Raw genomic sequence first — 26,924 nt, forward strand, 5'->3', positions numbered from 1 at the left:
CATAAATGATGGTTTAGAAATCAGGTAATCAGGCTTCAGCGGGGGCGTTGGCCATTTGTCGCAACATCTGTTCGTAGTACTCGACCGACTGTGAACCGGACACCAGGTGACGACCGTTGAGCACCATGGCCGGCACCGAGTTGATGCCGTGCTGGCGGTAAAAACCTTCCAGCTCGCGCACTTCGCTGGCGAAAGCGCCGGACGTCAGTACTTCACGTGCTCCGTCCTCATCCAGCCCGGCTTCCACCGCCAGCCGCACCAGGGTTTGCTGATCGCTGGGGTTCTGGCCCTCGGTGAAGTAGGCTCGCAGCAGGATCTTCTTCAGTGCGATTTGCCGCCCTTGCTGCAAGGCCCACAACAGCAGGCGGTGTGCATCGAAGGTGTTGTAGAAGTGGCTGCGTTTCTCCAGGTCGAACTTGAAGCCGATGGCTTCCCCGCGAGCGATTTGCATGGCCTTGCCGGCGGCGACTTCCTCGGCGGTGCGGCCATATTTGCGCATCAGGTGCTCTACGGCTTTCTCGCCGGCTGCCGGCATGTCGGGGTTCAATTCGAAGGGTTTGTAGGTGAGCTGCACCGAGACATCGTCCGCCACATTCGCGATCGCTTGCTCCAGCGCCGTGGCGCCCAGGGCGCACCAGGGGCACACCACGTCGGAGACAAAATCGACGGTGACCGAGGCGGTCATGACTTGCCCTCCTCTTCAGCCAGTTGTTTTCGGTACGCAGTGGTGGTCATGCCGGCGTAGCCCCAGTTATCGGTGTCGACTTCTTCGATCACGATGTGGGTCAGGTCCGGGCGTTTGTTGAGGACGCGTTCCAGGGTTTCAGTGATTTCGGCGATCACCTGAGCTTTCTGCTCTGGGGTAACGCCATCGCGGGTAATGCGAACGCTGACGAAAGGCATGAGGAATCTCCAGTGACCTGCCCTCGGAATGATGGGTAGGTGTTGGAGCTCAATGTAGGGCGTTGGGTGCAGGGGATAAAGATGGGGACGGGAACATCATTAGTTACGTCGGGTAATCAATCATATGGGTATCGGATACTTGTTTGAGTCCCCATGGGTCCCTGTCGCGATTTCGTCAAACCTGACATGGGCGAGACACAGCGTGCCTCAGGGGGCTTCAATCAAAACCCACAATCTAGGCCCTTCGCCGCTTGAAAATGGAATTATGGAAATTATGGCTGGCCAATAATTATTGCCCAGCCATAAAAATCACTAAAACCCGAGGCTGATTCGTGCCCCTGCAAACTGCCCTATGTCGCACATAACGCAATGAGCCCAGAACGTGTCGCAATTTTCCACTTTTTGCGACACGTTATTGGAACGTGTCGCCGCCGACGACATGTTCGCGACACGTGTTCTCGAAATACGATTTCAGCGACATGACATCCTGCGGACAAAAACCCACCGCCCAGAAATAAAAAAACCCCGAACCAGTCGGGGTTTTTTCATGTTCGAAAACTCAAATCCGCATCAGAAGATGTTGATCGGGTAATCCACGAACACACGCACTTCGTTGCCGCTGACGTTGTACTCGCTCGACTTCTGCGAAACCCGCAGGATCGAGCTGCGCAGTTTTACGCTGAGGTCTTTGGCCGGGCCGCTTTGGACGACGTATTTGAACTGGTTGAAGATTTCGCGCTCGGTACCGCCTTCGCTGGTGGAAGTGGTGATGTTGTCGCCGCGCACGTAGGCGAAGTTGTAGCTCAGGCCTGGCACGCCGAAGGTGCCGAAGTCGAGGCCGTAGCCCAGCTGCCAGCTGCGTTCGTCTTCGGCGTTGAAGTCGGACCAGTAGGAGTTCGCCAGGTAGATGGTGTTGCCGCCGTCACCCACACGACCTTGGCCGCGCTGATAGCCGCCGTAGGCATAGCCCAGGTTGCTGTCGCCGGTGCTGCGCTGGTGGGCGATGGTGAACGAGTGCGGGCCGGTGGCGAAAGTGGCCGCCAGGCTCCAGATCTTGTTGTCGTCGCCGGTGGCGCCGCTGTCACGGACGTAGGAGTCTTCCAGCTTGGTGCGATAGCCGTTGAAGTCCAGGGTCAGGGACTGATCCTGGTCGATCGGGAAGACGTAGTTGGCGTTGAGGTACTGTTTCTTCAACACGTCTTCAACGTCGGAAGCGTAGACCGCTGCCTTGAACTGCTCGGTGAACTGGTAGCTGCCGCCCAATACGTTGATCGACTTCAGGCCACCGCTGTCACGGCCTTCAGCGCTCTTGCGCGATTCGGCGGTGAAACGACCGGCGTTCAGCTCCAGGCCCTTGATCTCCTTGGAGGTGATCAGGGTGCCGGTGTAGCTTTCCGGCAGCAGGCGCGAGTTGTCGTAGCTCAGTACCGGCAGGGCCGGCATCTGGTCGCCGTAGGTCAGCGTGGTGCTGGACAGGCGGAATTTGACCGCAGCGCCAGCCTTGGACAGGTCGTCAGCCGCAGCGCCGCTGTCGCCTTGTTTAAAGAAATCGATACCGCCAGCGCCGCTGCGGCCTTTGCCGCCGTCCAGGCGCAGTGCGTAGAGGCCGAAGGCGTCAACACCGACACCAACGGTGCCTTGGGTGAAGCCGGACGAGAAAGTGCCGATGGCCGCTTGGCCCCATTCGGCCTTGTCCGGGTTGCCGTCTTTGTAGTCACGGTTCATGTAGGCGTTGCGCAGCAGCACTTTGAGGCTGCTGTCTTCAACAAAACCCTTGGATTCGGCCTGGTCGTTAGCCATGGCCTGTGTAGCACTCAACATCCCCAGAGCGATCAGGCTGATACGCTTGTTCAACATTTTGTTCTTTTCCTTATAAGCGGTTAATACGCGCTGTGCCGAACGGCTGAAACGGCGCTGTTGCGCTCTTTTTTCAACGCAAAACAAAAAGGCCCGCCCACGAGAAATCGAGGCGGGCCTTTTATTATTTTGTCAGTCATGGCGGTTGGCCACAGGCGTTGGGGCGAATCCTAGCCGCGCCCTTAACGGTGTGTCAATTTGAAGAATCGTCTGTGAATAGGCGAAAAAAGTCTAAGGAATCATCAACGTAATGTTTCTGACATGATCAGTAACAATCGAACCAGGGAACTTTTCAGGAATAATTATCGAAAGTAAATAGCACGCATTATCATTCGAGCCGTTCAGCCACATCCCAAAAATTCTAAGGACGCGCCCTCCAAAATGCCTGCCCCTTTTCGCCTTGTGCCCTTCAGCTTGGGTCTCTCAGCTGTGCTTTCTGCCGGTTTTTCCTACGCCGCACCGACCACATTACCGGCGACTTCCATCAGCGCCGAAGCTGAGGCCGATGACCCGCGAGTGAAGGAAACCAGCACGGCGACCCGCACGGCGACACCGGTGCGTTACGTTCCCCAGGCCATCGACTCGGTGAAAACCGCGAACGTGATGGACTACGGCACCAACGACCTGGGCACGGCACTCAGTGGCATCCCCAACGTCAGCAGTGGCGCCGACACCCGTTTTGATAGCCTGCGCATTCGGGGCTTCGACGCCAGCAACGACTTTTACCTCGACGGCATTCGTGACGACAGCCAGTACGTGCGCGACCTGCACAACATCGAGAAGATCGAAGTGCTCAAAGGCCCGGCAGCCGTGCTGTATGGCCGTGGTAGCCAGGGCGGCATCGTCAATCGGGTCAGCAAACAGCCAGAATTCGGCCGCCGCTCGACCATTGAAGCCCAAGGCGGCAGCGAAGACCTGCGCAGCCTGTACGCCGACCTGAGTACCGACCCGACCGATAACATCAGCCTGCGCCTGAACATGGGCAATATGGACGAAAACAGCTTCCGCGATGGCGTCAGCGGCAATCGCCAACTGTTCGCGCCATCGATGAGCTGGCAGCTGACCCCGGACCTCAACTGGCTGGTGCAGTACGAGTACAGCCGTTACAACCGCACCCCGGATCGTGGAGTGCCTGGGGTAAATGGCCGCCCGGCAGATGTAGGACGGGATACCACCTACGGCAGCGATCACGATTTCATCGACGACAAGTCACAATCCCTGCGCTCCAAACTCAGCTACGAACTCAGCGATAACTGGCAGCTTCGCCATACCCTGGGCGTATTCAAGCTCAACAGTGATTTTGATAACACCTACCAGACCGGCTACACCCCGGCCACCCACCAGGTCACGCGCCAGCACTGGCAACAGGACCTGACCACCCGTAACGTTTTCAACAACGTCGAGCTGGAAGGTGGGTTCGACACCTTCGGCCTGGAACACCGGTTGCTCACCGGTATTGAAGTGGGCAGCCAGCGCCGTGATCCGACGCTGTACAACGCTGCTACGTCGGGGCCAGGCAGCTCACCGGTGCCGGCACTCGACCTGTTTAACCCCAACCGTGAGCTGCGCCATACCGGGCGCATGCAGGTGGCGAGCAACAACCACACCGAAGTCGAGAGCCGCGCGGTGTACGTGCAGGATCAGCTGCGCCTGAACGACCAATGGCAGGTGTTGGCCGGCCTGCGCTACGACACCTTCGATATCGAATCGACCAACCAGCTGCGCAATATTTCCGAAGACCGTGACAGCCACAGTACCAGCCCGCGTGTAGGCCTTGTCTGGACACCGCTGCAGGATCATTCCTTCTATGCGTCCTGGTCCAAGACCTTCTCGCCGGTGGGCGGAGGTTTGATCGGCATCACGCCGGGCGCCACCGGTAACGGCAATGACCTGAGTCCAGAGCTGACCAAACAAAAGGAAATCGGTGTGAAGTCCGACTGGCTCGACGACCGGCTGAGCACCACCCTGGCGATCTACGAACTGGAACTCTACAACCGGCGCACCAGCGACCCGCTGGACCCGACCATCACCTTGCTCACCGGCAAGCAACGGTCCCGCGGCATCGAGCTGACCGGTACCGGCCGTATCACCGGCAACTGGTATGTGCGCGGTGGTATGGGCATTCAGGATGCGACGGTGGAAAAGGACAACAACGGCTTTGAGGGCAAGCGCATCAGCGACGTGGCCAAGCGTAACGGCAGCCTGTTCGTGACCTGGAAACCGGAGATGGGTTGGTACGCGGAAACCGGTTTGACGCTGGTCGGTGATCGGTATGCCGATAACCTCAACACGGTGATGATGCCGGGCTATGGTCGGTGGGATGCATTGGCCGGGTTCCGGCAGAAGGATTGGGATCTGCGGGCGGCGTTGAACAATATTGCGGATAAGGAATATTACGAGTCAGCGACGAGTCAGTTTCAGATTCAGCCGGGGGCGCCGCGCAGCCTGGTTGTGACCGGAACCTACAGCTTCTGATCACCGCAAAACCTGTAGGAGTGAGCCTGCTCGCGATGAGGCCATGTCAATCGGCAGATGCTTTCTGACAGACCACTATCGCGAGCAGGCTCGCTCCCACACTTGATCTTCAGCGTTTAAAAAGCAAAAAAAAGCGCCGCCATCCCGGCAGCGCTTTTATCAATCCGTTGTTTTCTTCTTATCCTTCCATCACATCCCACAACGCTTCCAGTTCCGCTTCGCTGAATAAACCAGCGGGGTAGCGCTCGATCATCATCCGGCGCGGATCAGGTTCCCTGATCTGACGCGTTCCATTGGATTTCAACCAGTGCGCCAGGAGCTGGAGCGATTCGTTGTTGACTGCCAGGGGATGCGACGCCTGCTCGCTCACTACATTTACTTCGGCGTTCATCTCCGCGCTCTCTCCCGGTATATGAGCGGCTAACTTATCCAAGGTTTGTGACAGAACATCGCAGTTCTCCCCTCCTTGTTTAACCCCATAACCGATACAAGAGCTGTGCCAATGTGTTGACGTTGTCGATAAGCGGACACAAAAAAGCCCGCAGTCCTGATGGACGGCGGGCCTCTCGTGTCAGTCAGTAGGAAAATCGTCGAGTTGAAATTTTTCCAGTCAACTCAATCTGTTACAACCCCACTCACTCGTTGTGCGGCGCCGGCTGCTGTTGGGTAAGGCAGTGAATGTTGCCGCCGCCCAGTAACAACTCACGCCCCGGCACCATCACCACTTCGTGCTGGGGAAACAGGTTCTGCAGGATTTCCCGCGCCGGACCATCCAGCGGGTCGTCGAAACTTGGTGCGATGATGCCGCCGTTGACGATCAGGAAGTTCACGTAGGAACCCGCCAAGCGAACGCCAGGATTTCGTTCCTGGCTGCCGTCGACCGGATCCACGCCCGCACATTCTTCCTCGGTCGCGTACAGCGGCCCCGGAATCGGCATCTTGTGCACCGTGAATGGGCGCCCCTTGGCATCAGTGGCACTTTCCAGCACTTTCATTGCGGCCTGGCAGCGCGGGTAGTTCGGGTCTTGCGGATCGTCGGTCCAGGCCAGCAGCACTTCACCCGGACGGATGTAGCAGCAGAAGTTATCCACATGACCATCGGTTTCGTCGTTGAACAAACCGTCCGGCAGCCAGATGATTTTATCCACAGCGAGGTTCGCGCTCAGCACCGCTTCGATGTCAGCGCGGTCCAGGTGTGGATTGCGGTTGCGATTGAGCAGGCACTCTTCGGTGGTGATGAGCGTGCCTTCGCCGTCGACGTGAATCGAGCCGCCTTCGAGCACAAAACCTTCGGTGCGATAGCGCGGGCTGCGTTCGATCTCGAGGATCTTGCCGCCGACCTGCGAGTCGCGGTTCCACGGCGAATAGAGGCCGCCGTCGAAGCCGCCCCAGGAGTTGAAGTCCCAGTTCACGCCGCGAACTTCGCCACTGTTGTTGATCACGAAAGTCGGACCGGTGTCGCGGACCCAGGCGTCGTCGCTGGACATCTCGACGACCCGGATATTCGGCACGTCCAGGCGCGCACGGGCATTTTCATACTGACCGGCGGAGACCGCCACGGTCACCGGTTCGAAACGCGCGATGGCTTTTGCTACTGCAACGTGGGCGGCTTGCGCCGGCTTGCCGCCCAGACGCCAGTTGTCCGGGCGCTCTGGCCAGATCATCCAGGTTTGGGTTTGTGGCGCCCACTCGGCCGGCATGTAGAAGCCATCGGCGCGGGGCGTGCTGTTTAAAGTGGTCATGACGATCAGGACTCCAGGGCACCGTCTAGGGTTTTGATAGCACCATACAGGTTGGGGCGGCGGTCACGGAAGGAGCCCCATGCACTGCGGGTATGTTCCAGCAGGTCCAGATCGAAGCTCTGGACCAATACGCCTTCTTCGGTTTGATTGAGTTCCTGCACCTTTTCGCCGAACTGGTTGGCGATAAACGACGAACCGTAGAAGGTGATGTCGTACCCGTCCTGCTCTTCATTGCCGATACGGTTACTGGCGATCAGCGGCATCAGGTTGGCGCCGGCATGGCCTTGTTGCACACGCTGCCAGTGGTCGCGGGACGAGATGGTCTTGTCGTGCGGCTCGCTCCCGATGGCGGTCGGGTAAAACAGGATTTCCGCGCCTTGCAGCGCCATGCTGCGGGCACACTCGGGGAACCACTGGTCCCAGCAGATGCCCACGCCGATTTTCGCGTAGCGGGTATTCCACACCTTGAAGCCGGTATCGCCCGGGTTGAAGTAATACTTTTCATGGTAACCGGGGCCGTCCGGGATGTGGCTTTTGCGATAAATCCCGAGGTTGCTGCCGTCTGCATCGATGATGGCGATGCTGTTAAAGCGCGCGCGGCCGGCCAGCTCGTAGAAGCTTATCGGCAGCACGACTTGCAGCTCCCTGGCGATTTTCTGGAAGTGCTTGATGGCGACGTTGTCTTCGACCGGGGTGGCCAGTTGCAGGTAATCGGCGTTGGGCTTCTGGCAGAAGTACGGTGCTTCGAACAATTCCTGGATCAGGATGATTTGCGCACCCTTGGCTGCAGCCTCGCGGACCAGCCTTTCAGCGGTCTCGAGGTTGGCCTCGAGGTCCCAGGAACAAGCCATCTGGGTGGCGGCGACGGTAACGATACGACTCATGAATCATCTCCTGGGCAAGCGGCTGGGGTCAGTGTGACGACGACCCATGACAGAAAGCGGAAGCCCAGGCGGAATTTCACCATGCCGAGGCAATGGCGACTTTATAGCCGATAAAAATCGGCTTTAAAAGCGAATATTTTTATAAAACCGAATATATACGCTGAAAACACCGATAAGAATCGATATTCCTGGACGACCCCCACACCCCTGGGAGCTGCGTAGGAGCTGCGTAGGAGCTGCCGAGTGCAACGAGGCTGCGATCTTTTGATCTTAAAAAACACAAAAATCAAAAGATCGCAGCCTCGTTGCACTCGACAGCTCCTACACGCCCTCAACACAGTCCCAACACCCCCCCAACACAGCCCAACAGCGCAATGGGCATAGGGTTCAAAGGCCCTCTGCAAGCACCTTCGAAAGCATATCCACAAAGAAATCCACACTCCGGCGCGACGTCACCATCGGCGGTTTGATTTTCAGCACGTTCAGGTAATCCCCCGTCGGCTGCATGAAAATCCCCAGCTCGCGCAGCCGATCACACAGCGCCGTGGTCTCCTGCGTCGCCGGCTCCAGGGTCTCGCGGTTACGGATCAGCTCCACCCCAAGATAAAATCCGGAACCGTGCACCGCGCCCACCAGCGGATGAATATCGATCAGGGCCTCAAGTCGCTCCTTGAAGTACCCGCCCACGACCTGAGCGTTGTCCCAGAGTTTTTCTTCCTCCATCACATCCAGCACCGCCATGCCGATCTGGCAGCTCACCGGACTGCCACCCGCCGACGAGAAGAAATAGCCCTCGGCCTCCAGCGCCTCGGCGATTTCCCGGCGAGTGATCACCGCGCCCAAGGGCTGGCCGTTGCCCATGCCCTTGGCCATGGTGATGATGTCCGGCACCACGCCCTGCTCTTCAAACCCCCAGAAAAAGTGGCCCATGCGACCGTAGCCGACCTGCACTTCATCGGCGATGCACACGCCACCCTGGGCGCGTACCAGGGCGTAGACCTGCTTCAGATAACCCGGCGGCAACGAGATTCCGCCCGCGTTGCCATAGACCGGTTCGCAAATGAACCCGGCAAGCTGACGCTGCTGCCCGGCGATTTTCGCCAGGTGGTGCTCGACGCTGCGCACGTAATCGGGAGCACTGTCGGAGCCACGGAATTCGCCGCGATAGGTGTTCGGCGCCGTCACCGGGTGCACCCAGTCCGGGCGGCTGCTCAAGGCCTGGGGGTTATCGGCGATCGAAGTCGAAACGGCGTCCGCGCCCACCGTCCAGCCGTGATAAGCCTCCAGCACGCTGAGCATGTCGCGCCCGCCGCTGTAGGCCCATGCCAGGCGAATGGCCAGGTCATTGGCCTCGCTGCCGCTGTTGACCAGGAACACCCGGTCCATGGAGTCCGGTGCCAGCTTGAGCAGTCGCTCGGAAAACTCGGCGACCGCCGCGTAGTTGAAACGCGAGTTGGTATTGAGCAGCGACCACTGGCGACTGGCGACCGCCGCCATGCGCGGATGGCCATGACCCAAGACTGCAACGTTGTTGAGCATGTCGAGATAGGAGCGGCCCTGCATGTCGATCAGGTGATTGCGCCAGCCGCGCTCGATACGCGGCGGGTCGACGTAGTAGTGTTTTTGCGTGCGGGCGAAACTGGCCTCGCGACGCGCCAGCAGGGTCTGCGAATCCAGCTCCTGTTCCGCATCGCAGGCCAGCCCCAGCAGGCTTGCCGGCGACGGGCATAGCGCCTGCCAGGCGGCAGCGCGGGAAGGTGTGCAGAACAACGGCGCGTTTAACGAAGCACCGCGACACAGTTGTACCCGTAACGCCCCGTTTACCGCACCCAGCACCTGGCCTTTGACCAGCGCCGCGCCCGTGTGCAGCGACGGCTGGACGCCCCACAACCGCAGGCTCAATTGCGGGCCATCGAGTTGCAGCACACCCGGCTCGGGTTCATGGACCATGCCGGCAAACGGCGACTCGACCGCCGTGCCCATGGGCACCCTTAATTCGACGTGCAGCGGGCAAGTGTCCGGCTCGCGAAACGAATCCGGCTGGGTGCGCGACAGGCGATATTGCCCGTAGCGACTCGCCGCCAGCTCATGCACGGCGGCGGCCTCGTCCAGCAGGCGCTGATCGATGCCTGGCTGTTCCCAGTTGCCGGCTTCGAAATGCGGGCTCAGGACGCCCAGGTTAATCAGGGCAAACTCTCGTCCGACCAGGCCCGGCAGCAGCGGGGCAAACCCTTCGCTGCCAATGCCCGGCAGGTGCTGACCGACGGCAGACAGGATCGCCGCCTCCATCAATTCCAACGGCACCGAAGTGGCCACGCGAAAGATTTCCCACTCGTGGGTCAGGTTGTCACGGCTGTAGGCGTTGCCCGGATCGATGCTCACCTGCTGCTCGCCACTGAGCACCAGCACGGCGGCGCGGGCCACGATCAGCGGCCACAGCGCCAGGAGCTCTGCGTGCTCCAGTGGATTGACCGCGTGATACGCCTGCACCGCCGGCAGGATGTAAAACGGATCGCCACCGGCATGATGCAACAGCGCCGCGCAGGTCACCGACAGATCGGTGATGCGCCAGGTACGGATCAGGTCGCCGAAATCGATCACGCCCTGTAATTGCCACAGGCGATCAGCATCGCGTTGCCAGACTACGTTGTCGTCGGTGATGTCCATGTGAATGGCCTGCACCGGCAGCTTGTCCACCAGCGGTTGCAGATGCCGTTCGGCGCGTTCCGCTGCATCGGCGATTTGCCGGCGCTGCGTGTCATCCTTGATCACCGGCAGCAAGTGCGCAATCAGCGCATTGGCGTGACGGGCATCCCATTGCAGCGTGCGGGTCAGGCCGGGATGATCAAAGTCGGCCAGCGCCAGGTCCATTTCACCGCAGAGCCGCCCGAACCCGGCAACGACGGCACTGGGCAGGTGATCGAGGTCTGTCAGCGGCTGACCGTCGATGTAACCCAGCAGCCGCACATGCACGGTCTGATCGGCCACTTGCAGGGTCAGCAGGTCCGCGCCGCTCCTGGCGCAAATAACCCGGGGCACTTGCACCCCGGCCTTTTCGGCCAGGTGCTTGAGGCCTGCATGCTGGGCTTGCAGCTCTTGCACGGCATAGTCGCCGCGGCAGATTTTCAGGACGAAGCGCCCCTGATCGCTGTCGACGCGGTAATTAAGATCCTGCTGACTGCCCAGGGCCCGCAGCGTTGCGCTCAACCCGTAATGCTCTGCGAGCAGCCCAAGCGCAAGCTCGGCCGACACTTGTGGGCTGGGCAAACTGGCGCGATGAATCAACGTGGCGAGCGGCATACAACGACCCCTGAGAATTTGATCAGGCGCTTATATCGCCATTGCTTGGGGCGATACGCAACCCCCCACAATCACACACCCCTCGCGCCACCCGGCACTTTGCGCAAGAATGCCGACCATCAACGCGACAGGCGCTCGACCTCATGACCCCGACTCTCCCCCGCAGACCCCGCTGGCGCAGCCTCGCACTGCTCGCGCTATGCCTGGCGCCGTTGCTGTGGCCACTGGAGCATCTGGCCGAACGCTATTACCGCAGCGAACTGGCCGGGCAGAACCGCCAGACACTTGACCTGTACGTCGCCAACCTGCTGGGCACCCTGCACCGTTATGAGGTGCTGCCGCAGATTCTCGGCGAGCTTCCAGCCCTGCGCGCCGTCCTGGGCGCGCCGGACGACGGCGTGAGCCAAGGCAACGCCAACCGCCTGCTGAAAAACATCAGCGCCCAGACCGGCGCCGAAGTCATGTACCTGATGGACACCACCGGCAAAACCCTGGCGGCGTCCAACTGGGACAAACACGACAGCTTCGTGGGGCGCAATTTTTCCTTCCGCCCCTACTTCAGCGAAGCCATGGCCGGTCGCCTTGGACGCTTCTTCGGCCTGGGCACGACCTCGGCCAAGCGTGGCTATTTTTTTGCGGCGGCAGTTCGTCAAGGCGAAAAGATCATCGGCGTATTGGTGGTCAAGGTTGACCTCGACCATACCGAGAGCCTATGGGGCAACACCCCGGAACAGCTGTTGGCCACCGATCAGAATGGCGTGGTCATTCTCACCTCACGGCCGGAATGGCGCTTTCGTTCGACCCGCACCTTGAGCGAGGCGCAGAACAAGGCGATCACGGCGATCCAACCCTACCCCACTCGCGATCCCCAGCCGCTCAAGCTCAACCCCGATGCGTGGCTGACCCAGTCCCACCAGATCGACGAGACCGGCTGGACGGTGAACATCCTCGCACCGCGGACCCTGATCGACCGCCCGGTGCGCACGGTCGTTGCCATTGGCGGCGCCACCCTGCTGGTGTTGATGCTGCTGCTCGGCCTGATGATGCAGCGCCGCCGCCATTACCTGGAGCGAATCGCCTTCGAGGCCAAGGCCCGTCGCGAACTCGAAGGCCGGGTTGCCGAGCGCACCAGCGACCTTGAAGGCCTCAACCGGCGGCTCAAGGAGGAAGTGCTGGAACGCGAGCAGGCGCAGCAGGAATTGGTGCGCGCCCAGGATGACCTGGTGCAGGCCGGCAAGCTGTCGGCACTGGGGACGATGTCCGCCAGCATCAGTCATGAGTTGAATCAGCCGCTGGCGGCGATCCGCAGCTATGCGGAAAACGCCGAGGTGCTGCTCGATCACCAGCGCACCGACGATGCCCGTGGCAATCTCAAACTGATCAGTGAACTGACCGCGCGCATGGCGTCAATCATCGCCCACTTGCGCGCATTCGCCCGCCGCGATCGCCATGCGCCGGAGAGTGTCGCCCTGCAACCGGCGCTGGACGACGCACTGGCCCTGCTCGCCAAGCGCCGGCGCAGCATGGAGGTCGAACTGATCCGCGATTTGCCGGCCGCCACCTTGTGGGTCGAAGCCGGCGAAACCCGCCTGCGCCAGGTGCTGGGCAATTTGCTGGCGAACGCCCTGGACGCTCTTACGGAAAAAGGCCCGCCGCGTAAACTGTGGCTGAGTGCCCAATCCACTGCCGAAGGCGTCAACCTGTACATTCGCGACAATGGCCCGGGTTTTTGCATGGAAGCCCTGGGCCGCGCCAGCGAACCTTTCTACACCACCAAGACCCGCACCCAGGGCTTGGGGTTAGGGCTGGCGATCTGCGAAACACTGATGCGCGCCTTCGGTGGTGAACTGTCGTTCTCCAACCACAAGGAAGGCGGCGCGCTGATTACCTTGAAATTGCGCGCAGGCGCACCGGGCGTGAGCCTGCAACCGTCCGAGGACCGAAGTGCATGACCATCGACAACCGCATCCAGGTCGTGCTGATCGACGACGATCCGCACTTGCGCCAGGCCCTGAGCCAGACGCTGGACCTTGCCGGCCTGAAGATCCTGCCGCTGGCCGAAGCCAAGGGCCTGGCTGCCCAGCTGGAGCGAGACTGGCCGGGCGTGGTGGTCAGCGATATTCGCATGCCGGGCATGGACGGTCTCGAACTGCTGACCGAACTGCATGCCCAGGACCCGGAGCTGCCGGTGTTGTTGATCACCGGCCATGGCGACGTACCGCTGGCGGTGCAAGCGATGCGCGCCGGGGCGTACGACTTCCTGGAAAAACCTTTTGCCAGCGATGCCCTGCTCGACAGCGTGCGCCGGGCGCTGGCCCTGCGCCGGTTGGTGCTGGATAACCGCAGCCTGCGCCTGGCACTGAGCGATCGCAACGAGCTGAGCGCCCGACTGGTGGGACATTCAGCGCCAATGGCGCGCCTGCGCGAGCAGATCGGCGCCTTGGCGGCCACCCGGGCGGACGTGCTGATCCTTGGCGAAACCGGCGCGGGCAAGGAAGTGGTCGCCCGCGCGCTGCACGATCTGTCGAGTCGGCGCAACGGGCCATTCGTGGCAATCAATGCCGGCGCCCTGGCTGAATCGGTGGTGGAGAGTGAGCTGTTCGGGCACGAGCCCGGGGCTTTCACCGGGGCGCAGAAGCGCCGCATCGGCAAGTTCGAATTCGCCAACGGCGGCACGCTGTTTCTCGATGAAATCGAGAGCATGAGCCTGGATGTGCAGGTCAAACTGTTGCGCCTGCTGCAAGAGCGAGTGGTTGAGCGCCTTGGCGGCAACCAGCAGATCCCGCTGGACATCCGCGTCATCGCTGCAACCAAGGAAGACCTGCGCCAATCTGCCGACCAAGGCCGTTTTCGGGCCGACCTGTACTACCGCCTCAATGTAGCGCCGCTGCGCATCCCGCCTTTGCGCGAGCGCGGCGAAGATGCCCTGATGCTGTTCCAGCATTTCGCCAACGAGGCCAGCGCCCGCCACGGTCTGCCGCCCCACGAACTGCAACCGGGTCAACGCGCCCTGCTATTGCGCCACACCTGGCCAGGCAACGTACGGGAGCTGCAAAACGCCGCCGAGCGCTTCGCCCTGGGCCTGGAACTGGCCCTGGACAACAGCGCACCGGATGGCACATCCGGGGTCACGGCAGAGGTGATCAGTGGCGGGTTGAGCGAACAGGTGGAAAACTTCGAGAAGAGCCTGATCGCGGCCGAGCTCGCGCGCTCCCACAGCTCGGTCCGCAGCCTGGCGGAAGCACTGGGCATCCCGCGCAAAACCCTGCACGACAAACTACGCAAGCACGGGCTCAACTTTGCCGATGGTGGCGCCCACACCGCCACCGACGAACTCGACTGAGCTACCGTCCAATCACCGCCACCTACAAGAGAGCGTTCATGAACCTCGACAGTCGTCACCTGGAAAGCATCCTGCACCACGACATTCCCCTGACACGGGACATGGGCCTCAAGGTGCTCGACTGGCACGACCAGCAGTTACGCCTGCACCTGCCGCTGGAGGCCAACGTCAACCACAAGAGCACGATGTTTGGCGGCAGCCTGTATTGCGCCGCCGTACTGGCGGGGTGGGGCTGGTTGCACCTGCGGTTGCGCGAGGAAGGCATTGAAGACGGGCACATCGTGATTCAGGAAGGGCAAATCAGTTATCCGCTGCCGGTGACCATGGACGCGATTGCGATTTGCCAGGCGCCCGGTGCGGCGCAGTGGAAGAAATTTTTGGCGATGTACCGGCGGTATGGGCGGGCGAGGTTGACCCTGCAATCGCGGATTGTGAATGCCGAGGATGCCGAGGATGCGGTGACGTTTAGCGGGCAGTACGTTTTGCACCGTTAAAATCAAAAGATCGCAGCCAGGCTGCGATGTTTTCGATCGTTAACCCTGAGCCAGTTCCAACAACTGCTGTCGCCAGGACGCCTGGGCCGGCAGCGCCAGGAAAAACCCGTTCAACAACGATTCCCGCGCCGGGTAACTGAACGTTTTACCGCTCAACTCCAGCACCTCGCCCCCGGCACCTTCCAGCACTCCCTGGGCCGCCGCCGTGTCCCACTGCGAAGTCGGCGCCAGGCGCGGATAACAATCCGCCGCGCCTTCGGCCAGCAGGCAAAACTTCAATGAGCTGCCGATGTTGGCCAACTCCAGCTCACCCAGGCTCGCGCTCAAGCCTGCAAGCAAGCGTTCCTGCTCGGGGCTCGAATGCCGGCGGCTGGCGACTACGGTAAAAGGCTCACCTGCCGGCGGCACTTGGCGGACCTGAATAGGCAAAGGCTCGGCACCTTTATCCCCGCGCCATGCCCCAATGCCTGCGCCTCCGACATAAACGCGCCCATTGGTCGGCATCGATACCACCCCAAACACCACGCGGCCTTGCTCGATCAGGGCGATGTTGACGGTGAACTCCTCGCTGCCCGAGATGAACTCCTTGGTCCCGTCCAGCGGATCGACCAGCCACCAGCGCTGCCAGCCGGCGCGCACGCTTTGGGGGATGTCGGCGTCTTCTTCCGAGAGCACCGGGATGCTTGGGTCCAGAGCGGTCAGCCCGTCCAGAATCAGATGGTGAGCCGCCAGGTCAGCTGCTGTGACGGGCGAATCGTCGGCCTTGGCAGTCACGGCCGTGCCGGTGCGCCAGAACGGCAAAATGGCGTCGCCTGCCTGCAATGCCAGTTCGATCACCGGCGCCATCAGAGGATGTGGGAAATTCATGGCTGGTACACCCCACGCTGTGTCAGCAGATCCCGGGCCAGATAGAGCGCGGCCAACGCACGGCCTTCGGTGAATTGCGGGTTCTGCGCCAGCGCCGACAGCTCGCGCAGGTTGACCTTGCTTACGCCCATCGGCTCGGGCTCGTCGCCTTCCAGGCGTTCCTCGTACAAGTCCGTGGCCAGCACCACCTGGATCTTCTGGCTCATGTAGCCGGGCGACAAGGACAATTCGGTCAGGTGTTCCAGCTGCCGTGCGCCATACCCGGCTTCCTCCTTGAGCTCGCGCTCGGCCGCCGCCAGCACGTCTTCGCCGGGTTCGATCAAACCCTTGGGCAACGACATCTCGTACTCATCGGTGCCGCCGCAGTACTCCTCGACCAGCACCGCATGATCCGCGTCCAGCATCGCCACGATCATCACCGCGCCATAGCCGGCGCCCTTGCCGACCAGTCGCTCATAAGTGCGCTCGACGCCATTGGAAAAGCGCAACTTCAGCTCTTCGACGCAGAACAGGCGGCTGGTGGCGACGATCTCGCGAGCGAGGATGGTAGGTTTCTGGCGCATGAGCGGCTCCTGGGTGATAGCGAGTTACTATACCCGGCCTATCCTGAATGTTGACCCCGGATATCCTTTTTACCGCTGGAGAAGTTTTTATGTCCCTGCTGCCCTGGCATGACATCGATACCGTTTTGCTGGACATGGACGGCACCTTGCTGGACCTGCATTTTGACAACCATTTCTGGCTGGAGCACCTGCCGCAACGCTATGCGCAGCTGCATGGAGTCAGCCTGGCGATGGCCGAGATGGAGTTGCAGCCGCTGTTCGAACGCCACGCCGGTCAGTTGCAGTGGTATTGCCTGGACTTCTGGAGCACCGAGCTGAAGTTGTCGGTTCGCGAGTTGAAACTGGAGACCGCGCACCTGATCGCCCTGCGCCCGGACGCGGACACGTTCCTGGCGGCGATTAAAAAAGCCGGCAAGCGGGTGGTGATGATCACCAACGCCCACCGCGATTCCCTGTCACTCAAGCTTGAACGGATTGAACTGGCGCCTTACTTCGAGCGGCTGATCAGCTCCCACGATTACGGCTTTCCCAAGGAAAATCCGCAGTTCTGGGACGCCCTGCAGGCGGATATCGGCTTCGATCCGGCGCGCAGCCTGTTTATTGACGACACGCTGCCGATTTTGCGCAGTGCGCGGGACTTTGGCGTGGCACATCTGCTGGCGGTGCGGGAGCCGGACAGCCGCAAAGGGCCCAAGGACACGGAGGAATTTGCGGCGGTTGAGGACTATCGGCAGCTTGTTGCAGGGCTCTAGACCGAGTCGGCTGCATCGCGGGCAAGCCTTGCCCGCGATGGCTATCTAAAGCTTTACTCTGGAATCCGCAACGACTGCCCCGGATAGATCTTGTTCACATCCTTGAGCATCGGTTTGTTGGCTTCGAAAATCTTGTTGTACAAGTTGGCATTGCCATACACCCGCAGGGAAATCGCGCTCAGCGTATCGCCCTTCTCCACCACCACAAACTTCGCAGCCACCATCACTGGCCCGGTCACGGTAATCTGGTCTTCAACACCACTGACGCCCGCCACGTTGCCCAGGGACAACAGGATCTTTTCTTTCTCTTCCTGGGTGGCGGCTTCACCACTGGCGATCACCTTGTCGCCCTCGACCTTGACCTGGATCTTCGAAGTATCGATGCCCGTCAGCGCATCCTTGACGTGCTTGGTCAGCGCCTCACTATTGGCTTCGGCCTTGTCCGGCGTCAGCGCATCGAGGATTTTTTCACCGGCTTCTTTGAGAAAACTGAAAAGGCTCATCGTGTGCTCTCCATGGTAATAAAAGGGTCCAGACGCAAAAGCCTAGACCAAGCTTGCACACTGCGGTTCCAACCCGACCAATGACGCCGCTTCCCGCCAGGGGCTAGAATCGGCGCCTTCCTGCGCCCTGGAGCGAAGATGGACATCAAGCAGCTGAAATTTCTCATCGCACTCGACGAAACGCGACATTTCGGCCAGGCCGCCGCGCGCTGCCACATCACTCAACCGACCTTGTCGATGCGTTTGCGCAGCCTTGAAGAAGAGCTCGAATTACCCCTGGTCAACCGCGGCCAACGCTTTGAAGGCTTTACCGCACCGGGCGAGCGAGTGCTGGCGTGGGCGCGCACGGTGCTGGCGGCCTACGACGGGCTGCAAGCCGAGGCGGCCGCCTGTCGCGGCAATCTGGTCGGCACCCTGCGCCTGGGGGTGGTGCCGTTATCGAGTTTCGATCCATTGCCGTTGATGCAACGCCTGCATGCCGAACACCCGAACCTGCGGTTCGAGTTGTCTGCATTGAGCTCCGAGCAAATTCTCGAACAGCTGGCAAACAACCGCCTGGACCTTGGCGTGTCTTACCTGGAACGCCTCGACGGCGAGCGTTTCGACTCCCTGGCCTTCAGCGAAACCCGCATGGGCCTGCTTTACGACCAGCGTTTCTACAGCTTCAGCGAGGCACCGCTGAGTTGGGAGTCGTTGATCGAACTGCCGTTGGGCATGCTGACTAGCGGCATGCACTTTCGCCAATCCATCGACCACAATTTCCACAGTCGTGGCCTCAGTCCCCAGCCTCTGCTGCAGACCGACGCCGTGCATCAACTGTTACAAGCTGTGCACGGCGGCTTGTGTTGCGCCGTGATGCCGCTGGATGGCGGCCTGGAAAACCTCACCGACCACCTGCGCCTGCAACCCATTGAAAACGCCCAGACTCTCGCGCGCCTGGGGTTGATCATGCGGCGCAGCGCCCCTCGATCGGCACTGGCCGAGGCGTGTTTTGCGATTTATCAAAAATCATCCACGGACGCTTGATCGACGCCATCTATCGGCACATCAGTATTAGCGATTAGACGCGACCGTTTGACGCGCCTAGGCTTAAAGCTGATCAAACCGTGGTGATGCCATGAACGCCAAGCGCCCAGCCTGCGCGGCGCCTGCCCTCGAAACGCCCGCGCCCGCTGCGAGTCAGACTTACAGCTACAACAACCTTGATGCTTCCGGATCGGCCAATACCGAGCTGGCCGAGGAAGTTGCGCTGGCGATTGCCTACAACGGCATCAGCCAGGCCGTGATGCTGGTGACCCCAACCGACCTGGAAGACTTCATCGTCGGTTTCAGCCTCGGCAGCGGCATCATCAACGACCCCGCCGACATCTACGACCTGCAACTCAGCGGCTCCGGCTCGGCGCAGTACGCGCAAGTCACTATCGCCAACCGTGCATTCTGGAACCTCAAGCAGCAACGCCGGCAACTGGCCGGAACCAGCGGTTGCGGGTTGTGCGGAGTGGAAGCGGTCGAGCAGGCATTGCCAGACCTGAAAGTATTGCCCGGCGCGCCATTGCCTCCGATTGCCTGGCTCGACGGCTTGCGCCAGCGCATCGGTGCTTTCCAGCCCCTTGGCCAACACTGCGGAGCAGTACATGCCGCGGTGTTCATGAATGATCGGGGCGAGTTGTTGCTGGGTCGCGAAGATATCGGCCGGCATAACGCCCTCGACAAGCTGATTGGTGGCCTGATCCGCCAGGACATCCCGATTGGCGCGGGGCTGGCGATCGTCACCAGCCGTTGCAGCCTCGAACTGATCCAGAAAGTGTTGCGCGCAGGCATCCAGACCCTTGTCAGCCTGTCTTCGCCTACGGGCCTTGCTGTGCAATGGGCGCGCCGACACAACCTCAATCTCATCCACCTGCCGCAGAAAAGTGCGCCGCGGGTCTACAGCCCTGCGATGGAGAAACTCACGTGAGCCAACATCATCAAGCCGACCAGAAACCCGTCCCCCGCTACAAGCCCTACAAAGGCCCGGCCGGTGGCTGGGGCGCGCTGATCAGTGTGGCCCAGGCGTGGCTGACCAGCGACAACGCGCTGAAGAACCTGCGCATGATGCTCAAGACCAACCAGAACGGCGGCTTTGACTGCCCGGGTTGCGCCTGGGGCGACTCGCCGGAAAGCGGCATGGTGAAGTTCTGTGAGAACGGCGCCAAAGCCGTGAACTGGGAAGCGACCAAGCGCCGGGTGGATGCTGCCTTCTTCGCCAAACACAGCGTCAGCTCGCTGCTGGAGCAAAGTGACTACTGGCTGGAATATCAGGGCCGCCTGACCGAACCGATGAGCTACGACGCCGAGACCGATCGCTACAAGCCGATCACCTGGGAAGCCGCCTTCGCCCTGATCGGCAAACATCTGCAGGGCCTCTCGAGCCCGGATCAGGCCGAGTTCTACACTTCGGGGCGCGCCAGTAACGAAGCGGCCTACCTGTATCAATTGTTTGTGCGCGCCTATGGCACCAACAACTTCCCCGATTGTTCGAACATGTGCCACGAGGCCAGCGGCGTGGCGTTGGCGCAGAGTGTCGGCGTGGGTAAAGGCACGGTGACGTTCGACGATTTCGAACACGCCGATGCGATATTTGTCTGGGGCCAGAACCCCGGCACCAACCACCCCCGGATGCTGGAGCCGCTGCGTGAAGCGGTCAAGCGCGGCGCCCAGGTGGTGTGCGTCAACCCGTTGAAAGAGCGTGGGCTGGAACGCTTCCAGCATCCGCAGCACCCGATCGAAATGCTCACCAATGGCGACAAGCCGACCAATACCGCGTACTTCCGGCCGGCGCTCGGCGGCGACATGGCCTTGCTGCGCGGCATGGCCAAATTCCTGCTGCAATGGGAGCGCGACGCGCAGAAGACTGGCGGGCCCGCCGTGTTCGACCACGACTTCCTCAATGAGCACAGCGTCAATGTTCTGGAGTACATGGGCGCCATCGATGACACGCCATGGGAGCAGATCGTCGAGCAATCCGGCCTTGCCCTGGTGGAAATCGAGCAAGCGGCACGGATGTACGCCTCGGGCAAGAACGTGATCATGTGCTGGGCGATGGGGATTACCCAACACCGTCATTCCGTGCCGACGATTCAGGAAATCGCCAACCTGATGCTGCTGCGCGGCAACATCGGTCGCCCAGGCGCCGGCCTGTGTCCGGTGCGTGGCCATAGCAACGTGCAAGGCGACCGGACCATGGGCATCAACGAACGTCCGCCGGTGGCGTTCCTCGACTCCCTGGAACGTCGCTTCCAGTTCAAGGTGCCGCGCGAGAGCGGCCACAACGTGGTCGAGGCGATTCATGCAATGGCCGAGGGTCGCGCCAAGGTGTTCATCGGCCTGGGCGGCAACTTCGCCCAAGCCACGCCGGACAGCCCACGCACCTTCAAGGCGCTGAGCAGCTGCGACCTGACCGTGCAGATCAGCACCAAGCTCAACCGCAGCCATCTGGCCCACGGCAAGGACGCGCTGATCCTGCCGTGCCTGGGTCGCACCGATATCGATATCCAGACCGAAGGCCCGCAAGCGGTGACCGTTGAAGACTCGTTCAGCATGGTCCATGCCTCCAACGGCCAGTTGCAACCGCTGTCAAACCAGATGCGCTCGGAGCCGTCGATCATCGCCGGTATCGCCGCCGCTACCCTGGGCAGCCGGCCCGTGGACTGGAGCTGGCTGGTGGCCGACTACGACCGCATTCGCGACCTGATCGCCGATACCATTCCAGGTTTCAAGGACTTCAACGAGAAAGTGAAGAGTCCAGGCGGTTTTTACCTGGGCAACAGCGCCGGTGCCCGCAAGTGGAATACGGCGTCGGGCCGGGCCAGTTTCCGCCCCAATATCCTGCCCAAGGACCTGGTTCACGAACGGACGCGCGCTACGGGCGTGCTGCCGGATCTGATCATGCAGTCGATGCGTTCCCACGATCAGTACAACACCACGATCTACGGGCTCGATGACCGGTATCGCGGGGTCAAGGGGCAGCGCGACGTGCTGTTTGTCAACGAAGCCGACATCATCCGCCTGGGCTTCAAGCCTGGGCAGAAGGCAGACATCGTTTCAATCTGGGACGATGGGCGTGAGCGCCGGGTGAAGGGTTTCACGTTGCTGGCGTTTGATATCCCGGCGGGACAGGCTGCCGCTTATTATCCGGAGGTGAATCCTCTGGTGCCGTTGGAAAGCACGGGGGATGGCAGCCACACGCCGACGTCGAAATTCGTGGCGATCCGGTTGGAAGCGGCAAGCGAAACCGGTTTGATCATGGCGAGGTCGGCGTAGGGTTGTTTCGGCCGATCCAGCGCCATCGCGGGCAAGCCTTGCTCCCACCGTATTGTGGTTCAGATGATTTTGCTGAGTGTAGGGCCTTGTGGGAGCAAGGCTTGCCCGCGATAGCGTCAGCCCGGGCAATTACCTTTCAATCGCCCACAAAAAAGGCCATTTCTGTGTGGAAACGGCCTGTCTGAAGTAGATAAAGACCAGCGAAAAAGCATTAAGTTCCGCCCAAAAAACAGTAACTTACGCAATTGTGTACAAGTCGTGTCACTCGTCGGATTTCGATTGTAACCAGTACCTCCCAGCCTCAGGATCGCGCCGTCATCCCCTTGAGGTTCCTCTATGAAGTTCTCCTCGATTCTCTTGTTGTCCCTTGGCCTGGTCAGTGGCTTCGCTTCTGCCGGAGGCACCACCGAAGCAGGCGTGGGCGGCGCATTGGGCGGGGTTTTGGGCTCAGTCGTCGGTCAATCGTTAGGCGGCAATACTGGTTCAACCATTGGCGCGGCCCTGGGCGGCGCGGGTGGTAGTGCCGTCGGCGCAGACAAACGCAGCCGTGGCGAAGCCGCCATCGGTGGTGCGCTGGGCGCAGCCGGCGGTAACGTGGTCGGCCGCAGCATGGGCGGCACCACAGGCAGCCTGATCGGCTCCGCAGCGGGCGGTGGCGCCGGTGGCGCACTCGGCAACTACATGGGCAACAAGAGCGATGAGGACGATAATCGTCGCTCTTATCGCGGTGGCCGTGATGATCGTCGCTACTATCGCGATGACCATCGGGGTCGCGGTCATGCCTACGGCCACCGCAAGAACAAACACCGCTATCGCGACTGAGGCATCAATCGCCTCGGTTATCGGTAGATCGAAAAATCGCAGCCCAAGGGCTGCGATTTTTTTTGCCAGTCAAACCACCAATCGCTCCAGCGCCCCGCGTAACCCGCCAGGAATCGCCACCGGCTGATTCGACCCGCGATCGACGAACACATGCACAAAGCGCCCTGCTGCACAGGCCTCGTCTTCACCTGCCTTGAACACCGCCAGTTCGTATTGCACCGAACTGTTGCCCAGCTTGCCTACGCGCAGGCCGATTTCAATCCGGTCCGGGAACGCAATCGAGGCGAAATAATCGCAGGCCGAGCTCACGACAAAACCGACGACTTCTCCGTCATGGATATCCAGGCCGCCGACTTCAATCAGGTAGGTGTTCACCGCGGTATCAAAGAAGCTGTAGTAGGTCACGTTGTTGACGTGGCCGTAGGCATCGTTGTCATGCCAGCGGGTGGTGATGGGCTGGAAATGCGGGTATTCGCAGCGTTGAGGCATTGGCGTCGTTTCCTTGGATTGAATTCCAATTCTAAAGCTAATACGGCTTCAGCATTCTTCGCCAGCAGGCTGGCTCCCACAGTCAATCGGGTTTCAACTCAAGGTTTAAGAACACCCACAATTTCATGTGGGAGCCAGCCTGCTGGCGATGGCGCCCGCAAGAGCACTGTAGTGATCACCTGTCGGCAAACCCCTTGCCGGTCGCCGCCAACTCACCAATCAACCGGGCCGGATTCCAGTGATCGCCCTGGCGAGTTTCCAACGCCAGCAACCGCTGATGAATATCCGCCAGCCCCTGCTGATCGGCCCAGGCCATCGGGCCGCCCTTGTCGGCCGGGAAGCCATAGCCGTTGAGGTAGACCAGATCGATATCGTGGGCCGATCCGGCGATGCCTTCCTCAAGAATCTTCGCGCCTTCATTGACCAATGCCAGCAAGGAGCGCTCCAGCACCTCCTCAGGCGAGATCTCACGGCGTTGATAGCCCAATCCCTCGCTGACCTCCAGCACCAGCGCATCGACCTCTACGTCGTGCTCTGCCTGGCGGCTGCCGGCTTCATAGTGATAATAACCATTGCCGCTCTTCTGACCGAAGCGACCCAGTTCGCACAAGCGGTTATCGACCTGCACCTCGGGCGCATCCTGGCCAACACCCGCCAGTTGCCTGGCGCGCCACCCCAGATCGACGCCAACCACGTCGTACATGCGGAAAGGGCCCATGGCAAAACCAAAACCTTGCAGCGCCGCATCGACCTGATGGGGATAGGCGCCCTCCAGCAGCATCTTGCGTGCTTCGTGCACGTAGGTATTGAGCATGCGGTTGCCGATGAAACCGTCGCAGTTGCCGGCCACCACGCTGACCTTGCCCATGCGCTTACCCAGCGCCAGCGCCGCCTCCAGTACCGCCGGCGCAGTCTTCGCACCGCGGACGATTTCCAGCAGTTTCATGATGTGCGCCGGGCTGAAGAAATGCAGCCCCAATACCTGCCCGGGACGGCCGGTGACTGCAGCGATGGCGTCGATATCCAGCGCCGAGGTATTACTCGCCAGAATCGCTTCGGGCTTGAGCAGAGCGTCCAGCTCGCGGAAGATCTTTTGCTTGAGCTCAAGGTTCTCGTACACCGCTTCGATCACCAGGTCTACATCAGCAATGGCCGCATAGTCTGCAACGGCAGTGACCCGCGCGACACGCGCATCCGCTTCGGCCTGATCGATACGGCCCTGGCGAACATTGTGAGCGCAGGTGTCTGCCACGCTTGCCAGGGCTTGCTCGAGCATCTGCGGATTATTATCGACCCACTGCACTGGCACCCCGGCATTCACCAGGCACATCACAATGCCCCGGCCCATGGTGCCCGCGCCAATCACGGCGGCGCGCTGAATGTTGAACGGTGTCTGGCTCATGGTTGTTCTCTTGTTGGCGATCCAAAGACAGCCCTCACCATAGTCAGCCACCGTTCATTTTTGAAATTTATTCCTGTGATGGGGGACATTCAGCAGATGGATACGCTGTTTGCCCAGACGCCAAAACCCCTGTAGGAGCGAGCTTGCTCGCGATGATCTTGAGGTCGCGCAAATTAAGCTGTTGCCCCGCGTCATCGTTGACGACCATCGCGAGCAAGCTCGCGCCTACATATATCCCGCTCAAGCTGGGAGGTGAGTTTCGACCCACCCCCGCACTTCGCCATAAGGGTATTCCTCCAGCACCGCATACCCCGCAATTGACCGCGCCTTGAGCTTGGTAAACAACGGCACACTGATGCCGCACAGGAAACGGGTCACCCGTTCGGTCGAAGGAATGCTGCCGGTGTGCTGCTCGTGCCTGTGGATAAATTCAGCGCACAACGCCTCGAAATTCTTATCCACAAGCGCTGGCAGCTCCGGCGGCGCCGGCAGTCGTGCGATATCGCCGTGACACACTGAACAATGCCCGCACTGCCGGGGAGCCTGTTCGTCCCCGAAGTACTCGGCCAGCCGATAACCCAGGCAGCGTTCGGTGGCAAACAGATCCAGCATCGCGTGAATTCGGGCGACCTCGGTTTGCTCGTGGCGGGTGAAGTAAGCGTGCAGTTCCGTGGCCAGTGCCTGACTGTCAAAGCCTGCTTGCAGCACGCTGTAGACCTCGGTCATCTGCTTGCTTTCGAGCTCGATCCAGCCCTTCTCCTGGAAATAATCCAGGGCTTTGACCACCCGATTACGCTCGGCCTGGTAGCGTTCGTACAGCGCGTCAAAACTCACCGTGGCCCAGGCTCGCGCGAGGGTTGATGTATGAATGATCGCCGCCACGAAATCCTTGCGCTCACCCTCGAACCGGGCCAGCAAGTCGGCAGGCTCCTGCAGGTATTTGAATCGGTACTCGGCGTAGTAGGCGTAACGCGGGGCGATGATCCGGCGCAGCTCCAGCTGAACCAGCAACGTCTTGAGCGGCAGCTGCCGGATGTTGCTCTGGTCCGCCAGCGGCCCCAGCAGAAACTCCCATTGCCCATCAGCCGCGCACGCCTTCAACTCATCCAGCACGTGCCGGATGCCATCCAGCTCCGGCGTGTCGCCGTAGACGAAGTTTTCCAGCACATTGAGGCTGTCGCGGTTGGCCAGGACCAGGCAGTCCGACGGCTGCCCGTCGCGCCCGGCACGACCGATTTCCTGACTGTAGTTTTCGATGGACTTGGGCAGGTCGAAATGCACCACGTTGCGTATGTCGCTTTTGTCGATGCCCATGCCAAATGCGATGGTGGCGACGATGCAATTGGATTGCCCGCCCATGAAGCGCTTCTGGATCGCCTCACGTTTTTCGTGGGGCAACCCGGCGTGATAGGCCTCGGCCTGTATGCCATTGCGACCCAGGTGCTCGGCGATGTGCTCGGCGGTTTTCTGCAGGGTGACGTAGACGATGCTGGGCTGACCCGGCCGCTCGCTCATCCACTCAACCAGTCGCCGGCGCTTGTCCTGCCCACGCACCGGCTCCACCAGCAAACTGAGATTAGGCCGGTAGAAACCAGTAGTCACGACGTCTTCTGGCGCGATGGCGAACTTGGCCTGCATGTCCGCGATCACCTTCGGCGTCGCCGTGGCGGTCAGCAGCAGCGCCTGCGGGATGTTGAACTGGCGCTGGTAGTCCGGAAGCTTGAGGTAATCAGGCCGGAAGTTATGACCCCACTCGGAAATGCAGTGCGCCTCGTCCACGACCAGTAACGAGATTGGCACCTGCTGGAGGAAGTTGCGAAAGCGCTCATTCTTCAGCCGCTCCACGGACACCATCAAGATCTTAAGCTCACCCGATTTCGCCCGAGCCATCACATCGGCGGCGTCGTCGCGGCTCTGCGCCGAATCGATACTGCCTGCCGAGATACCATGACGCTGCAGGAATGCCAGCTGGTCCTGCATCAGCGCCAGCAGTGGCGAGACCACCAGCGTCAGGTGTGGCAACAGCATCGCCGGGATCTGGTAGCACAGGGACTTGCCTGAACCCGTGGGAAAGATCGCCGCTGCCGAGCGCCCTGCCAGTACCGCGCTGATCGCAGCCTCCTGGCCGGGACGAAATTGTGGATAACCGAAAACCTGTTCCAGGGTGTTGTGCATAAGCTGTCACTCCGTTGACCGCTGGCGAAGCCCAAAGCCTAGCTGGCGATC

General features: G+C 60.8%; 22 protein-coding genes. 9 read left to right on the plus strand and 13 right to left on the minus strand.

All coding sequences use genetic code 11. The annotated features are described in order from the left end of the window. Window positions 1-28: 28 nt before the first annotated feature. The 3 genes from AAEZ05_RS15835 to AAEZ05_RS15845 all read right to left on the minus strand — a co-directional run bounded on the left by AAEZ05_RS15835 (window position 29) and on the right by AAEZ05_RS15845 (window position 2,760). A complete protein-coding gene (locus AAEZ05_RS15835) occupies window positions 29-685 on the minus strand; it encodes a DsbA family oxidoreductase (protein WP_045061345.1) in 657 nt (218 codons plus the stop codon). Next, a complete protein-coding gene (locus AAEZ05_RS15840; RefSeq protein ID WP_045061344.1) occupies window positions 682-903 on the minus strand; it encodes a tautomerase family protein in 222 nt (73 codons plus the stop codon). Before AAEZ05_RS15840 ends, AAEZ05_RS15835 begins: the two co-directional genes overlap by 4 nt. 570 nt (window positions 904-1,473) lie before the next feature. Further along, window positions 1,474-2,760 carry an OprD family porin gene (locus AAEZ05_RS15845; protein ID WP_350648000.1) on the minus strand — a complete coding sequence of 429 codons (1,287 nt, stop codon included), beginning with the start codon at window positions 2,758-2,760 and terminating at the stop codon, window positions 1,474-1,476. Between the two features lie 381 nt (window positions 2,761-3,141). Here AAEZ05_RS15845 and AAEZ05_RS15850 point away from each other — a divergent pair, with 381 nt between their 5' ends. Then, window positions 3,142-5,235: a TonB-dependent receptor gene (locus AAEZ05_RS15850; RefSeq protein WP_350648002.1), complete on the plus strand. Its 2,094-nt coding sequence runs from the start codon at window positions 3,142-3,144 to the stop codon at window positions 5,233-5,235. A gap of 178 nt (window positions 5,236-5,413) precedes the next feature. Here the strand turns inward: AAEZ05_RS15850 and AAEZ05_RS15855 are convergent, their stop codons facing one another. From AAEZ05_RS15855 to AAEZ05_RS15870, 4 genes are all read right to left on the minus strand, one after another. Beyond that, window positions 5,414-5,626, minus strand: a complete 213-nt coding sequence (locus AAEZ05_RS15855; protein WP_045061341.1) for an HAD family hydrolase — start codon at window positions 5,624-5,626, stop codon at window positions 5,414-5,416. Window positions 5,627-5,870: 244 nt separating this feature from the next. Next, window positions 5,871-6,977, minus strand: coding sequence for an agmatine deiminase (aguA, locus tag AAEZ05_RS15860; RefSeq protein WP_350648004.1), 1,107 nt, complete (start codon window positions 6,975-6,977; stop codon window positions 5,871-5,873). A gap of 5 nt (window positions 6,978-6,982) precedes the next feature. After that, entirely contained in the window at window positions 6,983-7,861 is an 879-nt protein-coding gene (aguB, locus tag AAEZ05_RS15865) for an N-carbamoylputrescine amidase (RefSeq protein WP_045061339.1), read from the minus strand. Between the two features lie 387 nt (window positions 7,862-8,248). Further along, entirely contained in the window at window positions 8,249-11,161 is a 2,913-nt protein-coding gene (locus AAEZ05_RS15870; protein WP_350648007.1) for an aminotransferase, read from the minus strand. Between the two features lie 143 nt (window positions 11,162-11,304). On the opposite strand from AAEZ05_RS15870, the gene AAEZ05_RS15875 reads away from it, so the two are divergent. Genes AAEZ05_RS15875 through AAEZ05_RS15885 form a run of 3 tightly spaced genes read left to right on the plus strand, consistent with a single transcriptional unit; the run spans window position 11,305 to window position 14,998 of the window. Continuing rightward, window positions 11,305-13,113: a sensor histidine kinase gene (locus AAEZ05_RS15875; RefSeq protein ID WP_350648009.1), complete on the plus strand. Its 1,809-nt coding sequence runs from the start codon at window positions 11,305-11,307 to the stop codon at window positions 13,111-13,113. Continuing rightward, window positions 13,110-14,504 carry a sigma-54-dependent transcriptional regulator gene (locus tag AAEZ05_RS15880; protein ID WP_350597909.1) on the plus strand — a complete coding sequence of 465 codons (1,395 nt, stop codon included), beginning with the start codon at window positions 13,110-13,112 and terminating at the stop codon, window positions 14,502-14,504. Before AAEZ05_RS15875 ends, AAEZ05_RS15880 begins: the two co-directional genes overlap by 4 nt. A gap of 38 nt (window positions 14,505-14,542) precedes the next feature. Then, window positions 14,543-14,998 (plus strand): YiiD C-terminal domain-containing protein, encoded by a 456-nt coding sequence (locus AAEZ05_RS15885; protein ID WP_350648011.1) that lies wholly within the window; start codon window positions 14,543-14,545, stop codon window positions 14,996-14,998. Window positions 14,999-15,037: 39 nt separating this feature from the next. On the opposite strand, the gene cysQ is transcribed toward AAEZ05_RS15885, so the two are convergent. Continuing rightward, window positions 15,038-15,865: a 3'(2'),5'-bisphosphate nucleotidase CysQ gene (cysQ, locus tag AAEZ05_RS15890; protein ID WP_350648013.1), complete on the minus strand. Its 828-nt coding sequence runs from the start codon at window positions 15,863-15,865 to the stop codon at window positions 15,038-15,040. Continuing rightward, complete coding sequence (gene nudE, locus AAEZ05_RS15895) at window positions 15,862-16,428, minus strand: ADP compounds hydrolase NudE (protein ID WP_045061333.1); 567 nt, start codon at window positions 16,426-16,428, stop codon at window positions 15,862-15,864. Before nudE ends, cysQ begins: the two co-directional genes overlap by 4 nt. An 89-nt stretch (window positions 16,429-16,517) precedes the next feature. On the opposite strand from nudE, the gene yrfG reads away from it, so the two are divergent. After that, entirely contained in the window at window positions 16,518-17,180 is a 663-nt protein-coding gene (yrfG, locus tag AAEZ05_RS15900; RefSeq protein ID WP_045061332.1) for a GMP/IMP nucleotidase, read from the plus strand. Window positions 17,181-17,233: 53 nt separating this feature from the next. On the opposite strand, the gene lysM is transcribed toward yrfG, so the two are convergent. Beyond that, window positions 17,234-17,683, minus strand: coding sequence for a peptidoglycan-binding protein LysM (gene lysM / locus AAEZ05_RS15905; RefSeq protein WP_045061331.1), 450 nt, complete (start codon window positions 17,681-17,683; stop codon window positions 17,234-17,236). Between the two features lie 138 nt (window positions 17,684-17,821). Between lysM and AAEZ05_RS15910 the strand changes: the two genes are divergently transcribed. From AAEZ05_RS15910 to AAEZ05_RS15925, 4 genes are all read left to right on the plus strand, one after another. Beyond that, window positions 17,822-18,709: a LysR family transcriptional regulator gene (locus AAEZ05_RS15910; protein ID WP_045061330.1), complete on the plus strand. Its 888-nt coding sequence runs from the start codon at window positions 17,822-17,824 to the stop codon at window positions 18,707-18,709. 91 nt (window positions 18,710-18,800) lie between these two features. Then, window positions 18,801-19,640 carry a formate dehydrogenase accessory sulfurtransferase FdhD gene (gene fdhD, locus AAEZ05_RS15915; RefSeq protein ID WP_350648016.1) on the plus strand — a complete coding sequence of 280 codons (840 nt, stop codon included), beginning with the start codon at window positions 18,801-18,803 and terminating at the stop codon, window positions 19,638-19,640. Continuing rightward, window positions 19,637-21,985: an FdhF/YdeP family oxidoreductase gene (locus tag AAEZ05_RS15920; RefSeq protein ID WP_350648018.1), complete on the plus strand. Its 2,349-nt coding sequence runs from the start codon at window positions 19,637-19,639 to the stop codon at window positions 21,983-21,985. The genes fdhD and AAEZ05_RS15920 overlap by 4 nt, the downstream gene beginning before the upstream one ends. 336 nt (window positions 21,986-22,321) lie before the next feature. Next, the gene (locus AAEZ05_RS15925) at window positions 22,322-22,807 is read left to right on the plus strand and encodes a glycine zipper domain-containing protein (RefSeq protein WP_045061327.1); all 486 of its coding nucleotides are present in this window, start codon (window positions 22,322-22,324) and stop codon (window positions 22,805-22,807) included. 69 nt (window positions 22,808-22,876) lie between these two features. Here AAEZ05_RS15925 and AAEZ05_RS15930 read toward each other — a convergent pair whose 3' ends face one another. From AAEZ05_RS15930 to AAEZ05_RS15940, 3 genes are all read right to left on the minus strand, one after another. After that, window positions 22,877-23,296: an acyl-CoA thioesterase gene (locus tag AAEZ05_RS15930; protein WP_045061326.1), complete on the minus strand. Its 420-nt coding sequence runs from the start codon at window positions 23,294-23,296 to the stop codon at window positions 22,877-22,879. A 175-nt stretch (window positions 23,297-23,471) separates the two neighbouring features. After that, window positions 23,472-24,698 carry a 3-hydroxyacyl-CoA dehydrogenase gene (locus tag AAEZ05_RS15935; protein WP_045061325.1) on the minus strand — a complete coding sequence of 409 codons (1,227 nt, stop codon included), beginning with the start codon at window positions 24,696-24,698 and terminating at the stop codon, window positions 23,472-23,474. Between the two features lie 240 nt (window positions 24,699-24,938). Further along, window positions 24,939-26,873, minus strand: a complete 1,935-nt coding sequence (locus AAEZ05_RS15940) for a RecQ family ATP-dependent DNA helicase (RefSeq protein ID WP_045061324.1) — start codon at window positions 26,871-26,873, stop codon at window positions 24,939-24,941. Window positions 26,874-26,924: the final 51 nt, after the last annotated feature.

It is taken from the genome of Pseudomonas sp. HY13-MNA-CIBAN-0226 (assembly GCF_040310305.1).
In the GTDB taxonomy this organism is placed as follows: domain Bacteria; phylum Pseudomonadota; class Gammaproteobacteria; order Pseudomonadales; family Pseudomonadaceae; genus Aquipseudomonas; species Aquipseudomonas gregormendelii.

Coding starts and splice junctions, on each gene's coding strand:
- cysQ (WP_350648013.1), bottom strand. CDS start 15,865: ATGAATTTCCCACATCCTCTGATGGCGCCGGTGATCGAACTGGCATTG.
- AAEZ05_RS15940 (WP_045061324.1), bottom strand. CDS start 26,873: ATGCACAACACCCTGGAACAGGTTTTCGGTTATCCACAATTTCGTCCC.
- AAEZ05_RS15930 (WP_045061326.1), bottom strand. CDS start 23,296: ATGCCTCAACGCTGCGAATACCCGCATTTCCAGCCCATCACCACCCGC.
- AAEZ05_RS15875 (WP_350648009.1), top strand. CDS start 11,305: ATGACCCCGACTCTCCCCCGCAGACCCCGCTGGCGCAGCCTCGCACTG.
- aguB (WP_045061339.1), bottom strand. CDS start 7,861: ATGAGTCGTATCGTTACCGTCGCCGCCACCCAGATGGCTTGTTCCTGG.
- AAEZ05_RS15855 (WP_045061341.1), bottom strand. CDS start 5,626: ATGAACGCCGAAGTAAATGTAGTGAGCGAGCAGGCGTCGCATCCCCTG.
- AAEZ05_RS15935 (WP_045061325.1), bottom strand. CDS start 24,698: ATGAGCCAGACACCGTTCAACATTCAGCGCGCCGCCGTGATTGGCGCG.
- fdhD (WP_350648016.1), top strand. CDS start 18,801: ATGAACGCCAAGCGCCCAGCCTGCGCGGCGCCTGCCCTCGAAACGCCC.
- AAEZ05_RS15845 (WP_350648000.1), bottom strand. CDS start 2,760: ATGTTGAACAAGCGTATCAGCCTGATCGCTCTGGGGATGTTGAGTGCT.
- nudE (WP_045061333.1), bottom strand. CDS start 16,428: ATGCGCCAGAAACCTACCATCCTCGCTCGCGAGATCGTCGCCACCAGC.
- AAEZ05_RS15880 (WP_350597909.1), top strand. CDS start 13,110: ATGACCATCGACAACCGCATCCAGGTCGTGCTGATCGACGACGATCCG.
- AAEZ05_RS15870 (WP_350648007.1), bottom strand. CDS start 11,161: ATGCCGCTCGCCACGTTGATTCATCGCGCCAGTTTGCCCAGCCCACAA.
- lysM (WP_045061331.1), bottom strand. CDS start 17,683: ATGAGCCTTTTCAGTTTTCTCAAAGAAGCCGGTGAAAAAATCCTCGAT.
- AAEZ05_RS15910 (WP_045061330.1), top strand. CDS start 17,822: ATGGACATCAAGCAGCTGAAATTTCTCATCGCACTCGACGAAACGCGA.
- AAEZ05_RS15850 (WP_350648002.1), top strand. CDS start 3,142: ATGCCTGCCCCTTTTCGCCTTGTGCCCTTCAGCTTGGGTCTCTCAGCT.
- AAEZ05_RS15835 (WP_045061345.1), bottom strand. CDS start 685: ATGACCGCCTCGGTCACCGTCGATTTTGTCTCCGACGTGGTGTGCCCC.
- aguA (WP_350648004.1), bottom strand. CDS start 6,977: ATGACCACTTTAAACAGCACGCCCCGCGCCGATGGCTTCTACATGCCG.
- AAEZ05_RS15925 (WP_045061327.1), top strand. CDS start 22,322: ATGAAGTTCTCCTCGATTCTCTTGTTGTCCCTTGGCCTGGTCAGTGGC.
- yrfG (WP_045061332.1), top strand. CDS start 16,518: ATGTCCCTGCTGCCCTGGCATGACATCGATACCGTTTTGCTGGACATG.
- AAEZ05_RS15840 (WP_045061344.1), bottom strand. CDS start 903: ATGCCTTTCGTCAGCGTTCGCATTACCCGCGATGGCGTTACCCCAGAG.
- AAEZ05_RS15885 (WP_350648011.1), top strand. CDS start 14,543: ATGAACCTCGACAGTCGTCACCTGGAAAGCATCCTGCACCACGACATT.